Below are 17,211 nucleotides of genomic sequence, written 5' to 3'. Positions count from 1 at the left end.
CCTGAAACGGAGCCAACATGCCCACCACCGAACCGTTGTTGACCCAGACCCTGGCCTGGCAGGCACTGGTTGCCGTCGCCCATGGAGACTCGCCCGGCGTGGACGGTCTTGCGCTTGCCAGCGCCGGCTGGCATACCCGGCGAGCGGTGAGTGATGACGCCCGAATGCTGCTGGATTGCCTGACGAACGTTGCGGCCCATTGCGGGCCACTGGCGATGGCCCAGCTCGGGCAGAGCCTGGATGGGCGAATCGCCACCGAGAGCGGTCACTCCCACTACATCAATGGGCTCGAGAGCCGGGTCCACCTGCACCGCTTGCGCGCACTGGTCGATGCCGTGGTGGTAGGTGCCGGTACCGCAAGTGAAGACGACCCCCAGTTGACCGTGCGTCATGTCACGGGGCCCAATCCGGTGCGGGTGATTCTCGACCCGCGTGGCCGTGTGCCGCCCGACATCACCCTGCTGCGGAACGACTCGGCCCCTACACTGCACCTGCACGGGGAAGGCATGACGCCTATCGGCAAGCCCGCCGCCCATGTGCAACGCATCGCCCTGCCCGTTACCCATCGGGGATTCGACCCGGCTGCGGTACTCGCGGTGCTGGCCGAGCGCGGCCTCCCCCGAGTGCTGATCGAAGGCGGCGGCATCACCGTGTCGCGCTTTCTGGACGCCAACGTTCTCGATCGCCTGCACCTGCTGGTGGCGCCGCTGCTGATCGGTTCCGGACGCCCTGGGCTGTGCCTGCCGCCCATTGCGACTCTCGACGACGCGCGTCGACCGTTGACGCGCACCTTCCCCTGCGGTGACGACACCCTGTTCGACCTGGACCTGTTCGACCTGGACCGCAGGCGCGCCGCCTCCTGAGCCACTTCCCGAGCCCCGGCGCGCGGGGTGCAGTGCCCGGTTCAGCAACAGCAACCCGCCGGGCAGGCTTGCCAGCAGCACCAGCACGCCATAGGCCATGGACACCGCCACGCCCTGGGCGGGTGGCAAGCCGGCCAGGCCCCAAATTAGCGCGGCGGCACCTTCTCGCACGCCCCAGCCCGCCACCGATAGCGGTATCAACATCGCCAGAAGCACCGGCGGGGTCAGTGCCAACAGCGTGCCAACACCCAGCTCGACGCCGATCGATCTCGCCGCGCAGGTGAATACCAGCGCATAACTGATCACCACCACCAGCGAGCCACCCAACTGTTTCGGCCAGACCGAGGTAGCCAGCAGGCTGCGCTTGAGGTCGGCGCCGAAGCCCCTCAGGGCCGCGGGTGGGTGGCGCCATACCCAACCGACCAGCAGTCCGGCAGTCACCATGCAGAGGCTCGAGACGAGAATGTGTCCTGCCGTCATGGCCTCGAGGAGATCGCCCAGCAGGCCATGCCAGAGTGGCGAGGCAACGAGCACCGCAACAGTCAGCACGGCCATGGCCAACTGCCCGGAGACACGCTCGATGATCACCGCGCGCCAGGCGCTGCCGCGCTGGCCACTGGCCCGGGAATGACGCCAGGCACGGGCGGCATCCCCGGCCACCCCACCCGGCAGCATCTGGTTGAGAAACAGCGCCAGGTAGTACTCGCGCAGCGCATCACGCCAGCCCAGCCCCAGACCCAGCAAGCGCGCGGTGAGCCGCCAGCGCCAGGCACTGAGCACCAGGGGTGGCAAGGTGAGCAACAGCGCAAGCCCCGCCCAGCCGGAGGACAGGCGACGCACCTCGGCCAGGATCCGCGACGGCTCGAACCACCACCACAGCGCACCCAACAACAGCGCGCCCATCAGCGGTCGCGAGTATCGCGAGATACGTTGCCAGCGGGCCGACATCTCAGCGACTCCCGTTCGGTGAGGTCGGCAATGCCAGCACGTCACGATGCCCCACCCAGACACCCAACTCGCCCGCCGCGATCGCCGCCAGACGCCGGTCGCGCCACTCGGACAACCGCTTGCCCTGCAGCGGGGCCTGTTGCAGTGCGGCGTCATGCCAACCGACCACCAGCTGTTCGGCGAATGGCAGCAGTTCACGCTCCCCCGCCAGCAACTGCCATGGCGTGGCGACACTCTCGACGCGATAACCAGCCGCCTTCATCACCTCGCCAAGTACCAAGGGCGCCATGCCGCCGAGTGCCGAACCAAACCCCTTGTCACGACACTGGTGGGCCTGAAACAACGCACGAACCTCCTCATCCTCGTCATTCTCCAGGCGCTCACCATTGGGGCCGGCAAAGGCCCAGTCGCCATCGACATTCAGGGTAACCAGCAGGGCCTGGTGATGAGCCGACGCCACAGCCACCAACGCCTCGACCCAGTCACGCGATACCAGGTCGAACAATGCCGAGGCGACGACCAGGTCGGCACCGGCAAGCAGCGCAGAATCCACCGGCGTCAGGTCCCGGCAATCGAGTGCAACGGCGGGTCGTGCGCCATTGGCGTCCTTCAGGGTGGCGGCATGACGCTCTGACAACGCCAGCAGTGCCGGGTCATGATCCACCAGACGCCAGCGCTGGGGTCCCGGCAGGCGTGGCGCGAGGAAACGCAGGTTACTGCCACTGCCGCTGCCCAGATCGACCACGCCATGGAGGCCTGGCCGTTCGGCCAGCCAGCGGGCGGCAAGAGCCGTCAGGTGGTGGCTACGCGAGCGGCCATCCAGAGGCTCACGACTGGCCAGCCAGTCGGCCTCGAAACGCTCGGCACGCGGCTCGGCACGCGGCTCTTCACGAACAGGCGCTGTCATCTTCCCTGGCACGCTCATCAGCGTGACTCCCCCGCACGGCGGCTGTCGAGAACGGCCAGGAAGCGGTCGCCCGCCTGCTGCCAATCAGCCAGCGCCTGGCGTGCCTCGCGAGCACCACGTCGCAGGCGGCGGCGCAGTGCGGCATCATCGAGCCATGCGGCCAGCGCTTCTCGCAGCGCCCCGGCATCGCCAGGTGGCACGGCGATGCCAGCCCCCGCTGGCAAGGTATCAGCCAACGCACCACCGGTGGTGGTAATCACCGGCAGACCACGCGCCAAGGCTTCAGTGACCACCATGCCGTAACCTTCGTAGCGCGATGGCAGCACGAACAGGTCGGCGCGATGGTAGGCCTCGGCAAGGCCAGCAGCGTCTCTCTCACCGACCCAGTGCAGGCGCGACTCCATGCCATGACGACGAGTCGACTCAAAAAGCATCGCGGCATGTTCGGCATCGCGCTCGTCACTGCCGATGGCCTCGAATACCCAGTCACGGTCACCAAGCCCCGCCAGCGCCTCGACCAACACGTCATACCCTTTGCGCGGGGTCAGGGTTGCCACGCACAACAGCCGCGCGGGTCGCTCTTTCTCGATGTCCAGGGCGCTGGCGGCGAGTGCCGCCGGTTCGACGCCCGGCTCCACCACCGCCAGACGCGACGGTTCCACGCCGAAGCGTGACAGCCCCCGCGCGGTGTAATGGCTGGTGACGATGATCTGGCGCGCCAACGCCAATGCCTGGGTCTCGCTGTCTAAAAGGCGCTGGCGAGTACCGTCATCGAGTCCCGTCTCGTCGGCCAGCGGATGATGCACCAGGCCAACGATCGAAAGCCGATCAGCGTGGGGCGCCACCACCTCCGGCATGCCGCCCATGGCCAGGCCATCGATCACCACCAGGGCGTTATCGGGTAATGCCGCCAGCGCCTCGGCCATGCTGCGCCGGGCCTGGTCATCGGGGTCGGGAAAGCGGCCGTCCAGCCCGACGACATCCACCCGCCGGCCACGGGCACGCATGGCACTGACGATGCGCGCGTCATACACGTAGCCGCCGGTCAGCTGATCCGGGGAGCCGGCAACGATCAGGGTCAGCGCGGTATCCGCCATCACAATGTCCCTTCGTAGCTTGCCCAGGCGATGTGCGACTCGTTGAGCGTCACGGTCATCGCATCCAGGCCATTGGCAGCCTCGCCCAGTTTGCCGAGCTGAATGGCGGTAACCAGCCGCTCGAAGATCACCCGGGCCATGAATTCGGTGGTGGTGTTACGGCCGTGGAACTCCTCCAGCTCGTCGAGATCGTGAAAATTGAATTCCCCGAGCACCGCCTTGACTGCCTCGCTGGCCAGGCCAATGTCGACCACCAGGTCATCGTTATCGAGCTCGCGGCGCTGGAAGGTGACGTCCACCACGTAGGTGGCGCCATGGGTGCGCTGGGCAGGCCCGAAGATCTCGCCGCGAAAACTGTGGGCGATCATGAAATGGTCACGGACATTGAGTCGATACATGCAAGGCTCCATTAGAAAAAGCGGCAATAAAGAAAGTGGAATTGGAAACAGAAACATTAGATAACACGGATCAGTCGTAACGCAGCCGGTGGCACAGTACCTGGCCCGCGGCATCGGCCAGTCTCGGCATCACTGCCGGTAATTCCCTGAAATGGCTCTCCCCACTGATCAGCACGTCCAGCACCGGGTCGCGCAACAGTTCCAGGGCAAGCAACAAGCGCCGACGATGATCCCAGCGCGGCATGCGCTGGGCCGGTAATCGACCCACCTGGCTCGAGATCAGCGTCAGGCGCCGGGAGTGAAAGGCCTCCCCGAGTGGCAAGCTCACATCGCGTTCGCCGTACCAGCTCATTTCCACGATGCGTGCCTCGTTAGCGGCTAGCGACAAGGCCTGGCGAAGGCCCTCCGGATTCCCGCTGGCGTGGATCACCAGGTCGTTGTCGGCGGGGGCCTGCTCGGGCAGGCAGAACGAAACGCCCAGGGCCTCGGCCAGCACGCGACGCTCGGCCACCGGGTCGACGAGGGTGACGCGGGTGCCGGGAATCCGCGAACACAGCCAGGCGACAAGCGCACCCACCACGCCGGCCCCCATCACCACGACATGATCACCCACCCCAGGGTCGGCATCCCATACCCCATTGATGGCAGTCTCCATGTTGGCGGCCAGCACCGCCCTTTCGGCCGGCAATCCATCCGGCAGAGGTGTAACGGCCACCGCTGGCACCACGTAGCAATCTTGATGGGGGTAGAGGCAGAACACTTCTCGGCCAAGCAGATCACCTGCCCCAGCCTCCACCTGTCCGACGCTCACATAGCCGTACTTTACCGGACCAGGAAAATCACCCACCTGGAAGGGCGCGCGCATTCGCTGCCACTCGCTTTGCGGTACGCGCCCCAGGAACACCAGCGCCTCGGTACCGCGGCTGATCCCGCTAAAGCGCGCGCGAACGCGCACTTCGTCCTCGCTGGGCTCAGGCAACGTTTCTTCACGCAACGCACCTTCGCCGGGAGACTCGGTCCAGAACGCCGTGGCACGCACATGCGTGTTGGCGGGGGCTGGTCGGTCAGGTTCGGACATGCAAGGATTCCTTATCTTCCACAAGATCTTCCACAAGATCTTCTACAAGGTCTTCCGCAAGAGTTTATTGGTAATAGTTTCTTCTACAAGAATGGTACATGATACGACAGTTGCATAATTATTTAATTCCCTGAGGTCCATGAATTCCTTCTCTCAGGGCGCCGGCTGCGGCGTCACACTACCTGAATCAGCATAGCGTCAACCCACGTGGAACTCCCATGCACAACCCGATCAAGAGAACGTCCGCTGTCCCACACGCTGCCCAACAGCCCGAAGGACGAGGCCACGCGAGCGGCCGCGCACGCTCGACCAGGCCCGGATGGCTGACCTTCGGTGAACTGCTGGCGGGCCTTGTGGGGCTGGGGCTTCTGTTGGCTCTGCTTGACTCGGCGTTGGCCTTCACATTCGACACCTGGCTGGTGGCCATTGGGGTCTATCTGGGCATGGCGAGCCTTCTATGGCGCGGTATGACCCTTCGACCGGCCCATTTTGCGGGGCTCGGTGCAGCCAACCGCGTGACGCTGGCACGGGGCGTGCTGGTGGCGCTACTGGCCGGCGCCCTGGTGGATCCCGCGCGGTTGGCGGTACACGGCTCATGGCTTGCCGGCCTTGCCCTGCTTTCCCTGGCCCTGGATGGCGTGGACGGCTGGGTGGCACGGCAAACCGACAGCGCCAGCGAGCTGGGTGCCCGCTTCGACATGGAGCTCGACGCCGCGTTCATCATGGTGCTGTGCCTGGCGCTGCTGGTCGCCGGCAAGGTCGGGGCATGGATATTGGCCATCGGGGCGATGCGCTACTTGTTCGTGCTGGCAGGCTTGTGGCTGGAGTGGATGAACGCGCCACTGCCGGACTCCTTCAGGCGCAAGGCGGTGTGCGTGTGGCAGGTCGCCGCCCTGTTGCTGGCCTTGTTGCCAATGGTCGAAAGCACGCTGGCGAGCGGCCTTGCGGCCACGGCGCTGGCGGGACTTGTCGCCTCGTTCGCCATCGACGTGCATTGGCTTTATCGGCAGCGGGATGTCGCAGGCGAATAATTTACGGGATATATTTCCATAGAATTTCGCCAGCAGGGGGTGGCAGCCTTGCCCAGGCCTGCTAGACTGGAATTTCGCTTGACGGGGTGCCGGTGGAACCGGCTGAGATCGCCATACGACAGCGCTTCACGCGCAACAACGTCGTCACGGCGGGGCCCGTTGAACCTGATCCGGCTAGTACCGGCGTAGGAATCAAGCGGTGGCCCGGCCTTGCATGCCAAGACCCTCCCCCGAGCCACTTCTCACCTGCCCAGTCTTGCGGATCGCTTCGAGCACCGGAGGCAACATGGGCTACCGCTTCACTGACCTGATCGACGCCTGCAAGCCCGAGTGGCGCGCTTATATCGAGCACGATTTCGTGCGTCAGCTTGGTGCCGCAACACTCGGCGATGCGTCATTTCGCCATTATCTCAAGCAGGACTACCTGTTTCTGATTCACTTCGCCCGTGCCTATGCACTGGCCGCCTACAAGAGCTCGACGCTTGCCGACCTGCGCCAGGCCCATGAGGGGCTCAAGGCCATTCTCGATGTGGAACTCGACCTGCACGTCGGCTTCTGCAGGGAGTGGGGCATCAACGAAGATGACCTTGCCGGCCTGCCTGAATCCCGCGCCACCCTGGCCTACACCCGCTTCGTACTGGACACCGGCAACCGCGGCGACTTGCTCGACCTGCATGTCGCGCTGGCTCCCTGCCTGATCGGCTATGGCGAGATCGCCAACTGGCTCAATGCCCACCCCGCGACGCTTCGCGGAGAGGCCAACCCCTATGACGCCTGGATCGCCATGTACGAGAGCGACGAGTTCCAGGGCGCCATGCATGCCGAAATGGAGTGGCACGATACGAGGCTTGCCGATGCCACACCGGCCCGCTTCGAGGCACTGACGCGCATCTTCCGCGATGCCACCCGACTCGAGATCGACTTCTGGCAGATGGGCCTCGACCAGGCCGACTGACACCCCCTGAAAACAACCACAAGGAACCGCATCATGAGCAAGACCGCCCACTTTCTCGCCGAAACCGCCAAGGTCGACGAGGCCGCCATCCAGCCGCTGCCCGGCTCGCGCAAGGTCTACATCGAGGGCTCGCGCCCCGATATCCGCGTACCCTTCCGCGAGATCACACTGTCGCCGACCACGACCTCCGGCATGGGCCCGGATGAGCAAAACCCGCCACTGCTGGTGTACGACACCTCTGGCCCCTACACCGATCCCGAGGCCCGGATCGATCTACGCCGTGGCTTGCCCGCGCTGCGCCAGACCTGGATCGAGGCGCGCGGCGACACCGAGTTCCTCGACGGGCCGACCAGCGAATACGGCCAGCGCCGCGCCAATGACCCCATGCTGGCCAAGCTGCGCTTCGATCTGACCCGTACGCCGCGGCGCGCGCGCCCAGCGCCAGACGGCCAGGCTGGCAACGTCACCCAGCTGCACTACGCTCGCCAGGGGATCATCACCCCGGAGATGGAGTTCATCGCGATCCGGGAGAATCAACGCCGGCAAGCACTCTCTGCGAAGTACTCAGGCACCGAAGAGGTCGAGCGCATTCTTGGCCACCAGCACCCCGGCCAGGGGTTCGGCGCCAGGCTTCCCGAGGAAATCACCCCGGAATTCGTGCGCGACGAGGTAGCGGCGGGCAGGGCCATCATCCCCAACAACATCAACCACCCGGAATCCGAGCCGATGATCATCGGCCGCAACTTCCTGGTGAAGATCAACGGCAACCTCGGCAACTCGGCGGTCACCTCGGCCATCGAGGAAGAGGTCGACAAGATGACCTGGGGGATCCGCTGGGGCTCGGACACCATCATGGACCTGTCTACCGGGCAGAACATCCACGAGACCCGCGAATGGATCATCCGCAACTCGCCGGTACCGATCGGCACCGTGCCGATCTACCAGGCGCTGGAGAAGGTCAAGGGCGTGGCCGAGGACCTCACCTGGGAGGTGTTTCGCGACACCCTGATCGAACAGGCCGAACAAGGGGTCGACTACTTCACCATCCATGCCGGCGTGCTCCTGCGCTATGTGCCACTGACCGCCAAGCGGGTCACCGGCATCGTCTCCCGGGGCGGCTCGATCATGGCCAAGTGGTGCCTTTACCATCACCGGGAGAGCTTCCTCTACACCCACTTCGAGGAGATCTGCGAGATCTGCAAGCAGTACGACGTGGCGTTCTCGCTGGGTGACGGCCTGCGCCCGGGCTCGGTGGCCGACGCCAACGACGAAGCCCAGTTCGCCGAACTCGAGACCCTCGGCGAACTCACCAAAATCGCCTGGAAACACGACGTCCAGGTGATGATCGAGGGGCCGGGCCATGTGCCCATGCACCTGATCAAGGAGAACATGGACAAGCAGCTCGAAGCGTGCCACGAAGCCCCCTTCTATACCCTCGGCCCGCTGACCACCGACATCGCCCCCGGCTACGACCACATCACCTCGGGAATCGGTGCGGCGATGATCGGCTGGTTCGGCTGCGCCATGCTGTGCTACGTGACCCCCAAGGAGCACCTGGGCCTGCCCAACAAGGATGACGTCAAGACCGGCATCATCACCTACAAGATCGCCGCCCACGCCGCCGACCTCGCCAAGGGGCACCCAGCCGCCCAGCGTCGCGACAATGCACTGTCCAAGGCGCGCTTCGAATTCCGCTGGGAAGACCAGTTCAACCTCGGCCTGGACCCCGACACCGCCCGCGAGTATCACGACGAGACCCTGCCCAAGGATTCCGCCAAGGTCGCCCACTTCTGCTCCATGTGCGGTCCGAAGTTCTGCTCGATGAAGATCAGCCAGGAGGTGCGCGACACTTACAAAGACCGTGCCGCCGAGCACGGCCTAGAGAGCGACGCCGAAGCGGTAAAGCGTGGCATGGAGGAGCAGGCGGAGAAGTTTCGCAACACGGGTAGCAAGCTTTACCAGGAGGTGTGATGGGAAAGGCTGAGGCCTTGGCACCAACCAGAGCGCCCCGACAGGGGCGCGTTTATGGACTAGCTTCCGATGCACTCGAGAAGGCCAGATACATCCTCGGGTTGGGTCTAGGCCTAGACTTGAGCCCCTTCTACCGTCGCTGAGCGGCACCACAGCATAAGGAACACACGATGGCCAAGACTCGCATGGTGACCCAATTCGGGATGGGAACGTCGATCCGCAGCCGAAATTACACGGAAGCCGCAGCACGCGCGATTCGCGATGCTCTGTGGCACAACGCCCTGAACGTCGCCGACGCCTTCGGCTTCGCCAAGGAAGCCATGTTGATTGATGTCGAAATCGGCGTGCAAGCGCCCGACGAGGTCGACCCGGCAGCCCTGCTGAGCATCTTTCCCTACGGCCAGCCATCGATCAGGCTGGTCAAGGGTGGACTGGACATCACCAAACCCGACGGAAGTGGCACCAGCGTAATCGCCAATGCCGCCATCATCGTGTCATTCGATATGGAGCCCACTCATGCCTGAACGTCGAATCATCCTGGAAATGGGTACCGGCAACGACCTCTACGGCGAGGACTACACCAAGGCAGCCTGTCGCGCCGTGCAGGACGCCCTGCACCACTCATCCATCGTGTTGTTCTCTTCGCTGGGGATTGACCACCGCGAGATGCAGGTTCAGGTGACCATCGGAGTACAGCAACCCGAGCGAGTCGATACCGATATCGTGGCGTCCGAACTGCCTCGCGGCCACGCCGTCGTCAACGTCGTGCATGGTGGGCTCAATGTCCATGACCCGGAAAATGGCACGACCCATGTGGTTGCCAACGCCGCAATAGCCGCCATGCTACCGATCACGCCAAGTGACTGGCGGCTCAGCAATTCCGCCAATTGATCACGCCAGATGGAGCCACTTGTTCATCTTCCACTTGTTCATCTTCACGGCGAGGCATTCAGATCAGCTCCGAAGCAATCAAGCCGCCCCCGATCAGTACCAGGGTCACGAAGGCCAGTCGACGCATGCCCGCGGGGGAGACAGGCAGTGGCCAGCGTCTGCCTGCATAGGTCGCCACCGCCACAGCCGGGATGGACCAGGCAGTCAGGGCAAGAATCTCGACATTCATCGTTCCCTGCAGGGTAACGAAGATAGTACGCATCCCCGACGTTACCGCAAACAACAGGATAAGCATGTTGCGAATCGCCACAGCAGGAAGCGGTTGGCGGTAGCATTGATATATCACCGGTGGTCCGGGGATACCGAACAGCCCACCACAAAGCCCCGACAACACACCACTGATGAAGAAACTGCCACGTGATGACAGTGTCTTGCGCTGGCGGGGGCACAAGACCAAGCTGAGCCCACCGATGCACACCAAAAGCCCCAGGGCGATACTCAGTACGCTGGCGGCTCTGGCGCTGAGGACATCGAGTAACAGCACGCCAACCGCGGCGGCAGGCACGATGCCAAGAACCGTGGCAACGATCACTGACATGTCGAGGTGCTTCAGCTTGCCAGGCAGCGCCACGGCACTGTTAGCCAGCATCATCAAGCTGACCACCGCCGCCACAGAGGCCACTGGCGCGACCTCGAGCCCACTGGTGGCGCCCATCACGATCATGCCCAAACCAAAGCCGGTGACTGTCTGGAAGTAACCGGCAATCGCGGCGATGACAACAAAGGGTAGAAGCACTTCTAGGGTCATCGTGTGCTTGATCCTTTGTCGGTCTCATTCATCGCTTCGCCCGTGCAAACGCGTCCGACTGACATCGACATCTTCATCCCAGGCGTCAACTCCGTGTCCAGTAAAGATCAACTAGCATGAGGCTAACTGCGCTGATCAGCCACCTGAACTTGTACCCAGGTAATCGCGATGACGTGATAGATATCGTTGACGGAGCAGCCTCGCGACAAGTCATTTGCTGGCTTATCAAGCCCTTGCAGTATAGGCCCGCTGGCCAGTTCGAAAGCCTGAAGAATTCCCGAATCAGTGCCTGAGTGGGTGCCACGGTAAATGCACACCGGGTCAATGATCACCAGCCTGGCACACCATCTGCATGAACAGGGAAGACCACACTCGAGGCACTCGCCATGGCTTCCGCGCTCCCCTTCATGCCTTCCGTTGCCACGCCGCTGGACGCGGTGACCTTCAAGCGCCGCGCTCACGAGCATCTGGCCTTCCTTTATGGGCCGCGTGCCGATGAGGTGATGCGCCGGCTCAATACGCTGCTGTCCCACCAGGCACCGATGCTGCACCCCGATGGTGAGCGCCAACCGGGCCAGGACTTGGACCCCGCGCCATTGTGGAGCGAGCGCGACCAGTGGTTGATCACCTACGGCGACACGCTGCTCGAAGATGGCAAGGCGCCGCTCGAGGTACTTGACGGTTTTCTCGGAGAGCGTCTGGCCAATACCTTCAGCGGCGTCCACCTGCTGCCGTTCTTTCCCTGGAGCAGCGACGACGGCTTCTCGGTGATCCACTACCGGGAGGTCAATCCTGCGTTGGGCGAGTGGGCGGATGTGAGGCGACTTTCCACCCATGGTGACCTGGCCGTGGATCTGGTGCTCAATCATGTCTCACGGGAATCGCTATGGTTCGTCGATTACCTGACGGGCAGTCAGCCGGGCCGGGATTTTTTCGTCGAGATGGATCCGCAGACCGATCTGTCAGCGGTGGTACGACCACGCAGCTCGCCCCTGCTGGTGCCGGTGGCCACTCGCCGAGGTACCCGTCACCTGTGGGCGACCTTCTCGGAAGACCAGATCGACCTCAACTTCGCCAACCCCGATGTGCTGCTGGAGTTCGTCGGCATCCTGCTGTTCTACATCAGCCAGGGCGCGCGAATCATCCGTCTGGATGCCATCGCCTATCTATGGAAGGAGGTCGGCACACCCTGCATCCACCTGCCCCAGACCCATGAGGTGGTGCGGCTTTTACGCGCCATCGTCGACCATGTGGCACCGGGCACGCTGCTGCTCACCGAAACCAACGTGCCGCATCAGGAGAACATCAGTTACTTCGGGCTGGAACGGTTCTCGGCTGCCGCCGGCGAGGATGCCTGCGCGTCTCCCGACGAGGCCCACCTGGTCTACCAGTTCCCGCTGCCGCCGCTGCTGCTGCATACCCTGACCAGCGGCGAAGCCGGCACCCTGGCGGCATGGCTCAACAGCCTGCCGACCCTGCCACCCGGCTGCGGCTTCCTGAACTTCACCGCCAGCCATGACGGCATCGGCGTGCGCCCCCTGGAAGGCTGGCTGCCCCCCCACGAGGTCGAGGCGCTGATGGAGTTGATGCACCGCTTCGGCGGCTTCGTCAGCATGCGCACCCGCGATGACGGCAGCGACAGTCCCTACGAGATCAACATCACCTGGTTCGATGCCATGAAGGGCACCCGGCGCGGCCCCGACCACTGGCAGGTACCGCGCTTTCTGTGCAGCCAGCAACTGATGCTGGGACTCAAGGGGATTCCGGCCATGTACCTGCATGTGCTGACCGGCACATTGAATGACCTGGAGGGGGTGGAACGCAGCGGGCGGCTGCGCTCGATCAACCGGCGACATTGGCAGCGCCACGAGCTCGAACTGCTGCTCGATAACCCGAGTACCACCACCCGCGACGTGTTCGGCGCCCTGACCACCCTGCTGGCGATTCGCCGCGAAGAGCCGTGTTTCCATCCAGATGCCGCCCAGCGCATCGTCGAGACGCCCCCCGCGCTGCTGATGCTGGAGCGCGGCCCGTTGCCGGATGGCCGGCGGCTGCTGGCGATTCACAACGTCACCGACCAGCCTCAACCACTCGACCTCGATGAGCTCCGAAATGGCCACTGGCATGACCTGGTCCAGGCCGAGCCATGGGCCCCCGGATCGAGCCTTGCTCCCTCTCTCGCTCCCTCTCTCGCTCCCTCTCTTCCTCCCTATGGCGCCCTATGGCTGGTCAACCAGCTGTGACAAGCCAGGTCTCTTGGCATTACAGGCTCAGACCTCGCCGCGGTTGTCGGCTTCCACCGCGGCATGCATGCGCTCAGGCAGGTCGGGAATCGCCGCACGTACCCGGTTCCAGCTGGGAATGAACGGGCGCTCGCCCGGGTTGTCGAGAAAGGCGCTGCCGGCCTCCAGCAGGTTGGCGGCGAACAGTTCCACGGCGCGCTCCTCGCTGTGGCGGTCCAGGCTCAGGCCGTTCATCACCGCGTCGTGATCGTAGGCTTCGATAAGGTCCAGGGCCATCCGGTAGTAGGTCGCCTTGAGGGTGCGAAAGCCCTCGGCGCTGAACGTCACGCCCTGGGTGGCCAACTTGCGGTACAGCGCCTTGGCGATATCCAGGCTCATGCGATTGAGCCCGGCGCTTGCGTCATCCGCCGAGACCGGCTGGTGCTTGTGGTCGTAGGCATCGGCGAGATCGACCTGGCACAGCCGCTTGGTGGAATAGTTGCGGTGTACTTCCGAGAGCACCCCGATCTCGAGCCCCCAGTCAGCCGGAATGCGAATGCCATCGAGCACTTCGCTGCGCATCGAGAACTCGCCGGAAAGCGCATAACGGTAGCTATCCAGGTATTCGAGATACGGCAGCGGGCCATGGATCGTCTTGAGTGCCCGCAGCAGCGGCGTGACCATCAGCCGGGAGACCCGGCCATTGAGCTTGCCTTCGGCGATGCGCGGGTAATAGCCCTTGCAGAACTCATAGTTGAAGTGAGGATGGGCGACCGGATAGAACAGCCTGGCCAGCATCCCCCGTTCGTAGGTGAGAATGTCGCAGTCATGCAGCGCCACCACCGAGCTGCGCGCCGAGGCCTGCACGAAACCCGCGCAGAACCACACGTTGCGCCCCTTGCCTGGCTGTTGAGGCGAGAGCCCTTGGGCGTCCAGTTCATCATCCAGCCCGCGCAGGCGCGGGCCGTCGTTCCACAAGATGCGATGGTGCTGGGGCAGCCGGGAGAAGAACTCACGGGCATGCAGAAACTGCTCGCGGTCGGCACGATCGAGCCCGATCACCACCTCGCCGAGATAAGGCACCCGGGCGATCTGATCGACGATGTTTGCCAGTGCCGGCCCCTCTAACTCGGAGTACAGCGATGGCAGAATCAGGCTCATCGGGCGGCGCTTGGCGAACTGCACCAGATCCGCCTCGAGCTCGTCGACCGGGCGGCGGGTCAGGTTGTGAAAGTCGGTAACGATGCCGTTCTGATGGAAGTCGCTCATGCGGCCACCTCGCGAACGGTCGTCACTGTGCGGGAGGTGGTCGGGAGACGATGCGCCGCCGGCGTCAACCGGCGGTCAGCTCGCCCCCACCAGTGGGACACCCCCTCGGCCCAGCCGGTGGGGCCCGTGGCCTCACTGCGATATAGCGCGGACTGATGCGGCGTCACATCGAGCCCATGACAACCGCGAATCACCACCGCCTGGTCCACTGCCTCGAGCATGGCGATATCGTTGGGGCCATCGCCCAGCGCCAGGGTCCGTGGTCGCTGGCCACGCAACGCCTGGAAGCGCTCGACCAGCCAGGCCACCGCGCTGCCCTTGTGCGACTCACCAGTGACATGCCAGAAGCGTCCGCCGCGCACCAGGCACAGGCCATCGCCGGCCAGCCCCTGGCGAAAGGCCGCGAGGCGCTCGTCATTGTCGTCCCAGATCAGCGGCTCGCTGCCCTCGCGCAGTCGCGCAAGCCTCGCCTCTGCCTCGCTAAGGCCGGTGAAGTCGCTGAGTTCGTCCAGTGACATCTCGCTCATGGTGGTGAACCGCGCATCCAGGCGGGTCCGCCACACCGAAATCCGCTTGCGAATGAAGCCGATATCCACACCGAGGGTCCTGATCACCAGGCCATCGGGACCCGGGCCGCGATCCAGTCGGGCATGGCACCAGGCGGGAGGCAGTCCCGCCACCGCGCCGTTTTCGGCGATGAAGGGGGTATCCGCAAGGCCCAGTGCCTGGCGCAACGGCAAGATTTCGCTGCGGGTCTTGCTGGTCACCGGAATCACCGGCACACCGAGCTGTTTGAGACGCGCAAGCCAAGGCGCGGCCGGCGACCAGTCATAGCTGTGGTGATCGAGCAACGACCCATCCAGGTCGGTGAACAGCAGGCGCGGTGTCAGCGCGCTATCGGGGCGATCCGTGGATGACATGGCAACACCTGAGGCTGACGTAGGTAAGGGTTGCCTTGCACAGGGTGTGCCAGCTCTCCAGGCAGTGGGGCTTGGTGAGACGGCGAGCCCTACCCTGGCACCAGTATCGGACATCGCATCGCCAGCTCACGGCGACCAGCGCACCGAAATGGTGCACAACTCGCCTATCGATGCCCACTTTACGCCAACACCAAGGCGCCCCCGGTGCCGTCGAGCAACGGGGGCGCCTTGAGGGTCATGCATTAGAAGCGGTAGCGCAGGCCAACGCTTGCCGCGTCGACATCGTAGTTCGACTTGTCGAGGTAGCGCATCAAGTCGGCACCCACCGACAGGTTGGGCGACATGTCGAACTCGGCGCCAGCCCCGTAGGAGACACCATTGTCACTGTCGCCACCGAGGTCCACTTCGGTCCCCCCCAGCAGCCCGTAGAGACGAAACTCCTGGGAGATGGGTACGATGCCCTTGGCATAGGCACCCACGAGTGAATCGAGCTCCGCCGGGCCGTCGGAGCCACCGCCGGCCACATGCCCTTCCACCGCGAAGTAGTCGTTGAACTTGAACCCGCCATTGAGTCGCAGACCGACACTATCACGGTCCGGGCCGTTGTCTCTGTTGAGCTCCCAGAACAGGGCGTCGCCACCGATATACGGCTGCGGATAATTGGTCTGCTGCGCCTGAGCTGTCGAGGCCAGTGCACCACCGACGAACAGGGCCAGCGTCATCGCGGAAATCGCCAGTTTCATGGTTCACCTCCTATTAATAAACAGTGTTTCCTAACACCTCCAAGTGTGGGTCCCGCCGCGCTTCCGATCAAGCGAAGGAATGTGAAAATATGCGCTACCGAGCGTCTCCGGACTGCGACGCCACGCGCCATTCATCACGTCGCTGAATCACCCGATCGCTCGCCCGATGCACCGGACTAAGGGCGCCTGGAAAGCCCCAACAACAAGATGCCACCCAGCACGATGGCACCTCCCACCAACTGGATGGGCGAGAGCGCCTGCCCGAGTATCAGGTAACCGAGCACCAGTGCCGCCACCGGCTCCATGTTCATGGCCGGCGCGTTGCGCGCCATGTCCAGTCGCGGCACACAGATGAACAGCGTCGAGAAGCCGATGCCATAGAGCATCGCCAGGGCCGCGAGTCCCCACCAGCCGCGCGCGGTATCCGGTGTTTCCATCCCACCAGGCACCAGCCCGAGCGTGCCGGCAATGATCATCACCGCAAGTACGGTGGTCATGGTCAGCAGCGTTCGCAGGGTACTGCCGACGCCAGCCAGGCGGTGCTCGGTCACCCACAGCGCACAGGAGAACGCCGCGGCCGCCCCGAGGCCAAAGCCGACCCCGGCCAGCCACCCCTCTCCGATACCATCCGAGGAGGCGAACCAGCTTGGCAGGTCGAGTACCACCACCAGGCCGATCAGGATGATGCCCATGATCACGCTCGCCCGGGCAGTGGGACGACGCCCACCCAGCACCCAGGTCAGCAAGGCCAACTGAATCGGGAAGGTGTTCATCAGAAGCAACGCGACCACTACCGGAATGCGTGCCACGGCGGAATAGAGGCAAAGGCTCTGCACGGCGATCAGGCACCCCACCAGCAGTTGCCAGCGACGCGTGCCCGGTGGCAACCACAGCCTTTTGCGCTGCACCAGCACCATGCCGGCGAGCGCCAGCATGGCCACCGCCGAACGCACGACAATGGCCAGCAGCAAGCCCGTACCCTCGTCGAAGGTGACGCGTGCCGCCACATGGTTGCCGGCAAACAGCGTCGCCATACCGAGCAGCAGCCCAATGGCCAGGGAACGTGGAAAGGGGCTAGCCGGTAGTGAGGGCGTCGACATCGAAGGGATC

At 64.2% G+C, this 17,211-nt stretch carries 17 protein-coding genes, 1 pseudogene and 1 riboswitch; of the genes and pseudogenes, 7 read left to right on the top strand and 11 right to left on the bottom strand.

Going from position 1 to position 17,211, the window contains the following annotated elements:
* Positions 1–17: 17 nt before the first annotated feature.
* Positions 18–863, top strand: coding sequence for a RibD family protein (locus tag C6V82_RS18075; protein ID WP_180978361.1), 846 nt, complete (start codon positions 18–20; stop codon positions 861–863).
* A gap of 81 nt (positions 864–944) precedes the next feature.
* Here the strand turns inward: C6V82_RS18075 and C6V82_RS18260 are convergent.
* The 5 genes and pseudogenes from C6V82_RS18260 to C6V82_RS03585 form a co-directional block, all read right to left on the bottom strand.
* A pseudogene (locus C6V82_RS18260) lies at positions 945–1,766 on the bottom strand (lysylphosphatidylglycerol synthase transmembrane domain-containing protein); the annotation flags it as partial.
* A 46-nt stretch (positions 1,767–1,812) separates the two neighbouring features.
* Positions 1,813–2,736, bottom strand: coding sequence for a class I SAM-dependent methyltransferase (locus C6V82_RS03600; RefSeq protein WP_102589497.1), 924 nt, complete (start codon positions 2,734–2,736; stop codon positions 1,813–1,815).
* Positions 2,736–3,815, bottom strand: a complete 1,080-nt coding sequence (locus tag C6V82_RS03595) for a glycosyltransferase family 4 protein (protein ID WP_102589496.1) — start codon at positions 3,813–3,815, stop codon at positions 2,736–2,738. Before C6V82_RS03595 ends, C6V82_RS03600 begins: the two co-directional genes overlap by 1 nt.
* Entirely contained in the window at positions 3,815–4,213 is a 399-nt protein-coding gene (locus C6V82_RS03590) for a 6-pyruvoyl trahydropterin synthase family protein (protein ID WP_102589495.1), read from the bottom strand. Before C6V82_RS03590 ends, C6V82_RS03595 begins: the two co-directional genes overlap by 1 nt.
* 70 nt (positions 4,214–4,283) lie before the next feature.
* Positions 4,284–5,291: a zinc-dependent alcohol dehydrogenase gene (locus tag C6V82_RS03585; RefSeq protein WP_102589494.1), complete on the bottom strand. Its 1,008-nt coding sequence runs from the start codon at positions 5,289–5,291 to the stop codon at positions 4,284–4,286.
* A 218-nt stretch (positions 5,292–5,509) separates the two neighbouring features.
* Between C6V82_RS03585 and C6V82_RS03580 the strand changes: the two genes are divergently transcribed.
* The 5 genes from C6V82_RS03580 to C6V82_RS03560 all read left to right on the top strand — a co-directional run bounded on the left by C6V82_RS03580 (position 5,510) and on the right by C6V82_RS03560 (position 10,139).
* Positions 5,510–6,322, top strand: a complete 813-nt coding sequence (locus C6V82_RS03580) for a CDP-alcohol phosphatidyltransferase family protein (protein WP_102589493.1) — start codon at positions 5,510–5,512, stop codon at positions 6,320–6,322.
* A 72-nt stretch (positions 6,323–6,394) separates the two neighbouring features.
* Positions 6,395–6,531, top strand: a riboswitch (TPP riboswitch).
* Between the two features lie 77 nt (positions 6,532–6,608).
* Positions 6,609–7,277, top strand: coding sequence for a thiaminase II (gene tenA / locus C6V82_RS03575; protein ID WP_102589492.1), 669 nt, complete (start codon positions 6,609–6,611; stop codon positions 7,275–7,277).
* A gap of 33 nt (positions 7,278–7,310) precedes the next feature.
* Positions 7,311–9,248 (top strand): phosphomethylpyrimidine synthase ThiC, encoded by a 1,938-nt coding sequence (gene thiC, locus C6V82_RS03570; protein WP_102589491.1) that lies wholly within the window; start codon positions 7,311–7,313, stop codon positions 9,246–9,248.
* A 170-nt stretch (positions 9,249–9,418) separates the two neighbouring features.
* The gene (locus C6V82_RS03565; RefSeq protein WP_102589490.1) at positions 9,419–9,772 is read left to right on the top strand and encodes a Lin0512 family protein; all 354 of its coding nucleotides are present in this window, start codon (positions 9,419–9,421) and stop codon (positions 9,770–9,772) included.
* Positions 9,765–10,139 (top strand): Lin0512 family protein, encoded by a 375-nt coding sequence (locus C6V82_RS03560; protein ID WP_102589489.1) that lies wholly within the window; start codon positions 9,765–9,767, stop codon positions 10,137–10,139. The genes C6V82_RS03565 and C6V82_RS03560 overlap by 8 nt, the downstream gene beginning before the upstream one ends.
* Positions 10,140–10,197: 58 nt before the next feature.
* Here the strand turns inward: C6V82_RS03560 and C6V82_RS03555 are convergent, their stop codons facing one another.
* Both C6V82_RS03555 and C6V82_RS18390 read right to left on the bottom strand, forming a co-directional pair.
* Entirely contained in the window at positions 10,198–10,947 is a 750-nt protein-coding gene (locus C6V82_RS03555; RefSeq protein ID WP_102589488.1) for a sulfite exporter TauE/SafE family protein, read from the bottom strand.
* Positions 10,948–11,069: 122 nt separating this feature from the next.
* Positions 11,070–11,414 carry a phosphate acyltransferase gene (locus C6V82_RS18390; RefSeq protein ID WP_102589487.1) on the bottom strand — a complete coding sequence of 115 codons (345 nt, stop codon included), beginning with the start codon at positions 11,412–11,414 and terminating at the stop codon, positions 11,070–11,072.
* Between C6V82_RS18390 and C6V82_RS03545 the strand changes: the two genes are divergently transcribed.
* A complete protein-coding gene (locus C6V82_RS03545) occupies positions 11,334–13,190 on the top strand; it encodes an alpha-amylase family glycosyl hydrolase (protein ID WP_102589486.1) in 1,857 nt (618 codons plus the stop codon). The genes C6V82_RS18390 and C6V82_RS03545 overlap by 81 nt on opposite strands.
* A gap of 27 nt (positions 13,191–13,217) precedes the next feature.
* On the opposite strand, the gene C6V82_RS03540 is transcribed toward C6V82_RS03545, so the two are convergent.
* The 4 genes from C6V82_RS03540 to C6V82_RS03525 form a co-directional block, all read right to left on the bottom strand.
* The gene (locus tag C6V82_RS03540) at positions 13,218–14,438 is read right to left on the bottom strand and encodes a glycosyltransferase family protein (protein WP_102589485.1); all 1,221 of its coding nucleotides are present in this window, start codon (positions 14,436–14,438) and stop codon (positions 13,218–13,220) included.
* The gene (locus C6V82_RS03535) at positions 14,435–15,358 is read right to left on the bottom strand and encodes an HAD-IIB family hydrolase (protein ID WP_102589484.1); all 924 of its coding nucleotides are present in this window, start codon (positions 15,356–15,358) and stop codon (positions 14,435–14,437) included. Before C6V82_RS03535 ends, C6V82_RS03540 begins: the two co-directional genes overlap by 4 nt.
* 242 nt (positions 15,359–15,600) lie before the next feature.
* A complete protein-coding gene (locus C6V82_RS03530; RefSeq protein WP_102589483.1) occupies positions 15,601–16,101 on the bottom strand; it encodes a porin family protein in 501 nt (166 codons plus the stop codon).
* A gap of 176 nt (positions 16,102–16,277) precedes the next feature.
* Complete coding sequence (locus C6V82_RS03525) at positions 16,278–17,201, bottom strand: EamA family transporter (RefSeq protein WP_102589482.1); 924 nt, start codon at positions 17,199–17,201, stop codon at positions 16,278–16,280.
* Positions 17,202–17,211 lie beyond the last annotated feature (10 nt).

Origin of the sequence: Halomonas urumqiensis, assembly GCF_003028575.1 — a bacterium.
Classification (GTDB): domain Bacteria; phylum Pseudomonadota; class Gammaproteobacteria; order Pseudomonadales; family Halomonadaceae; genus Halomonas; species Halomonas urumqiensis.
This window is presented reverse-complemented; position numbering and strand designations above follow the sequence as displayed.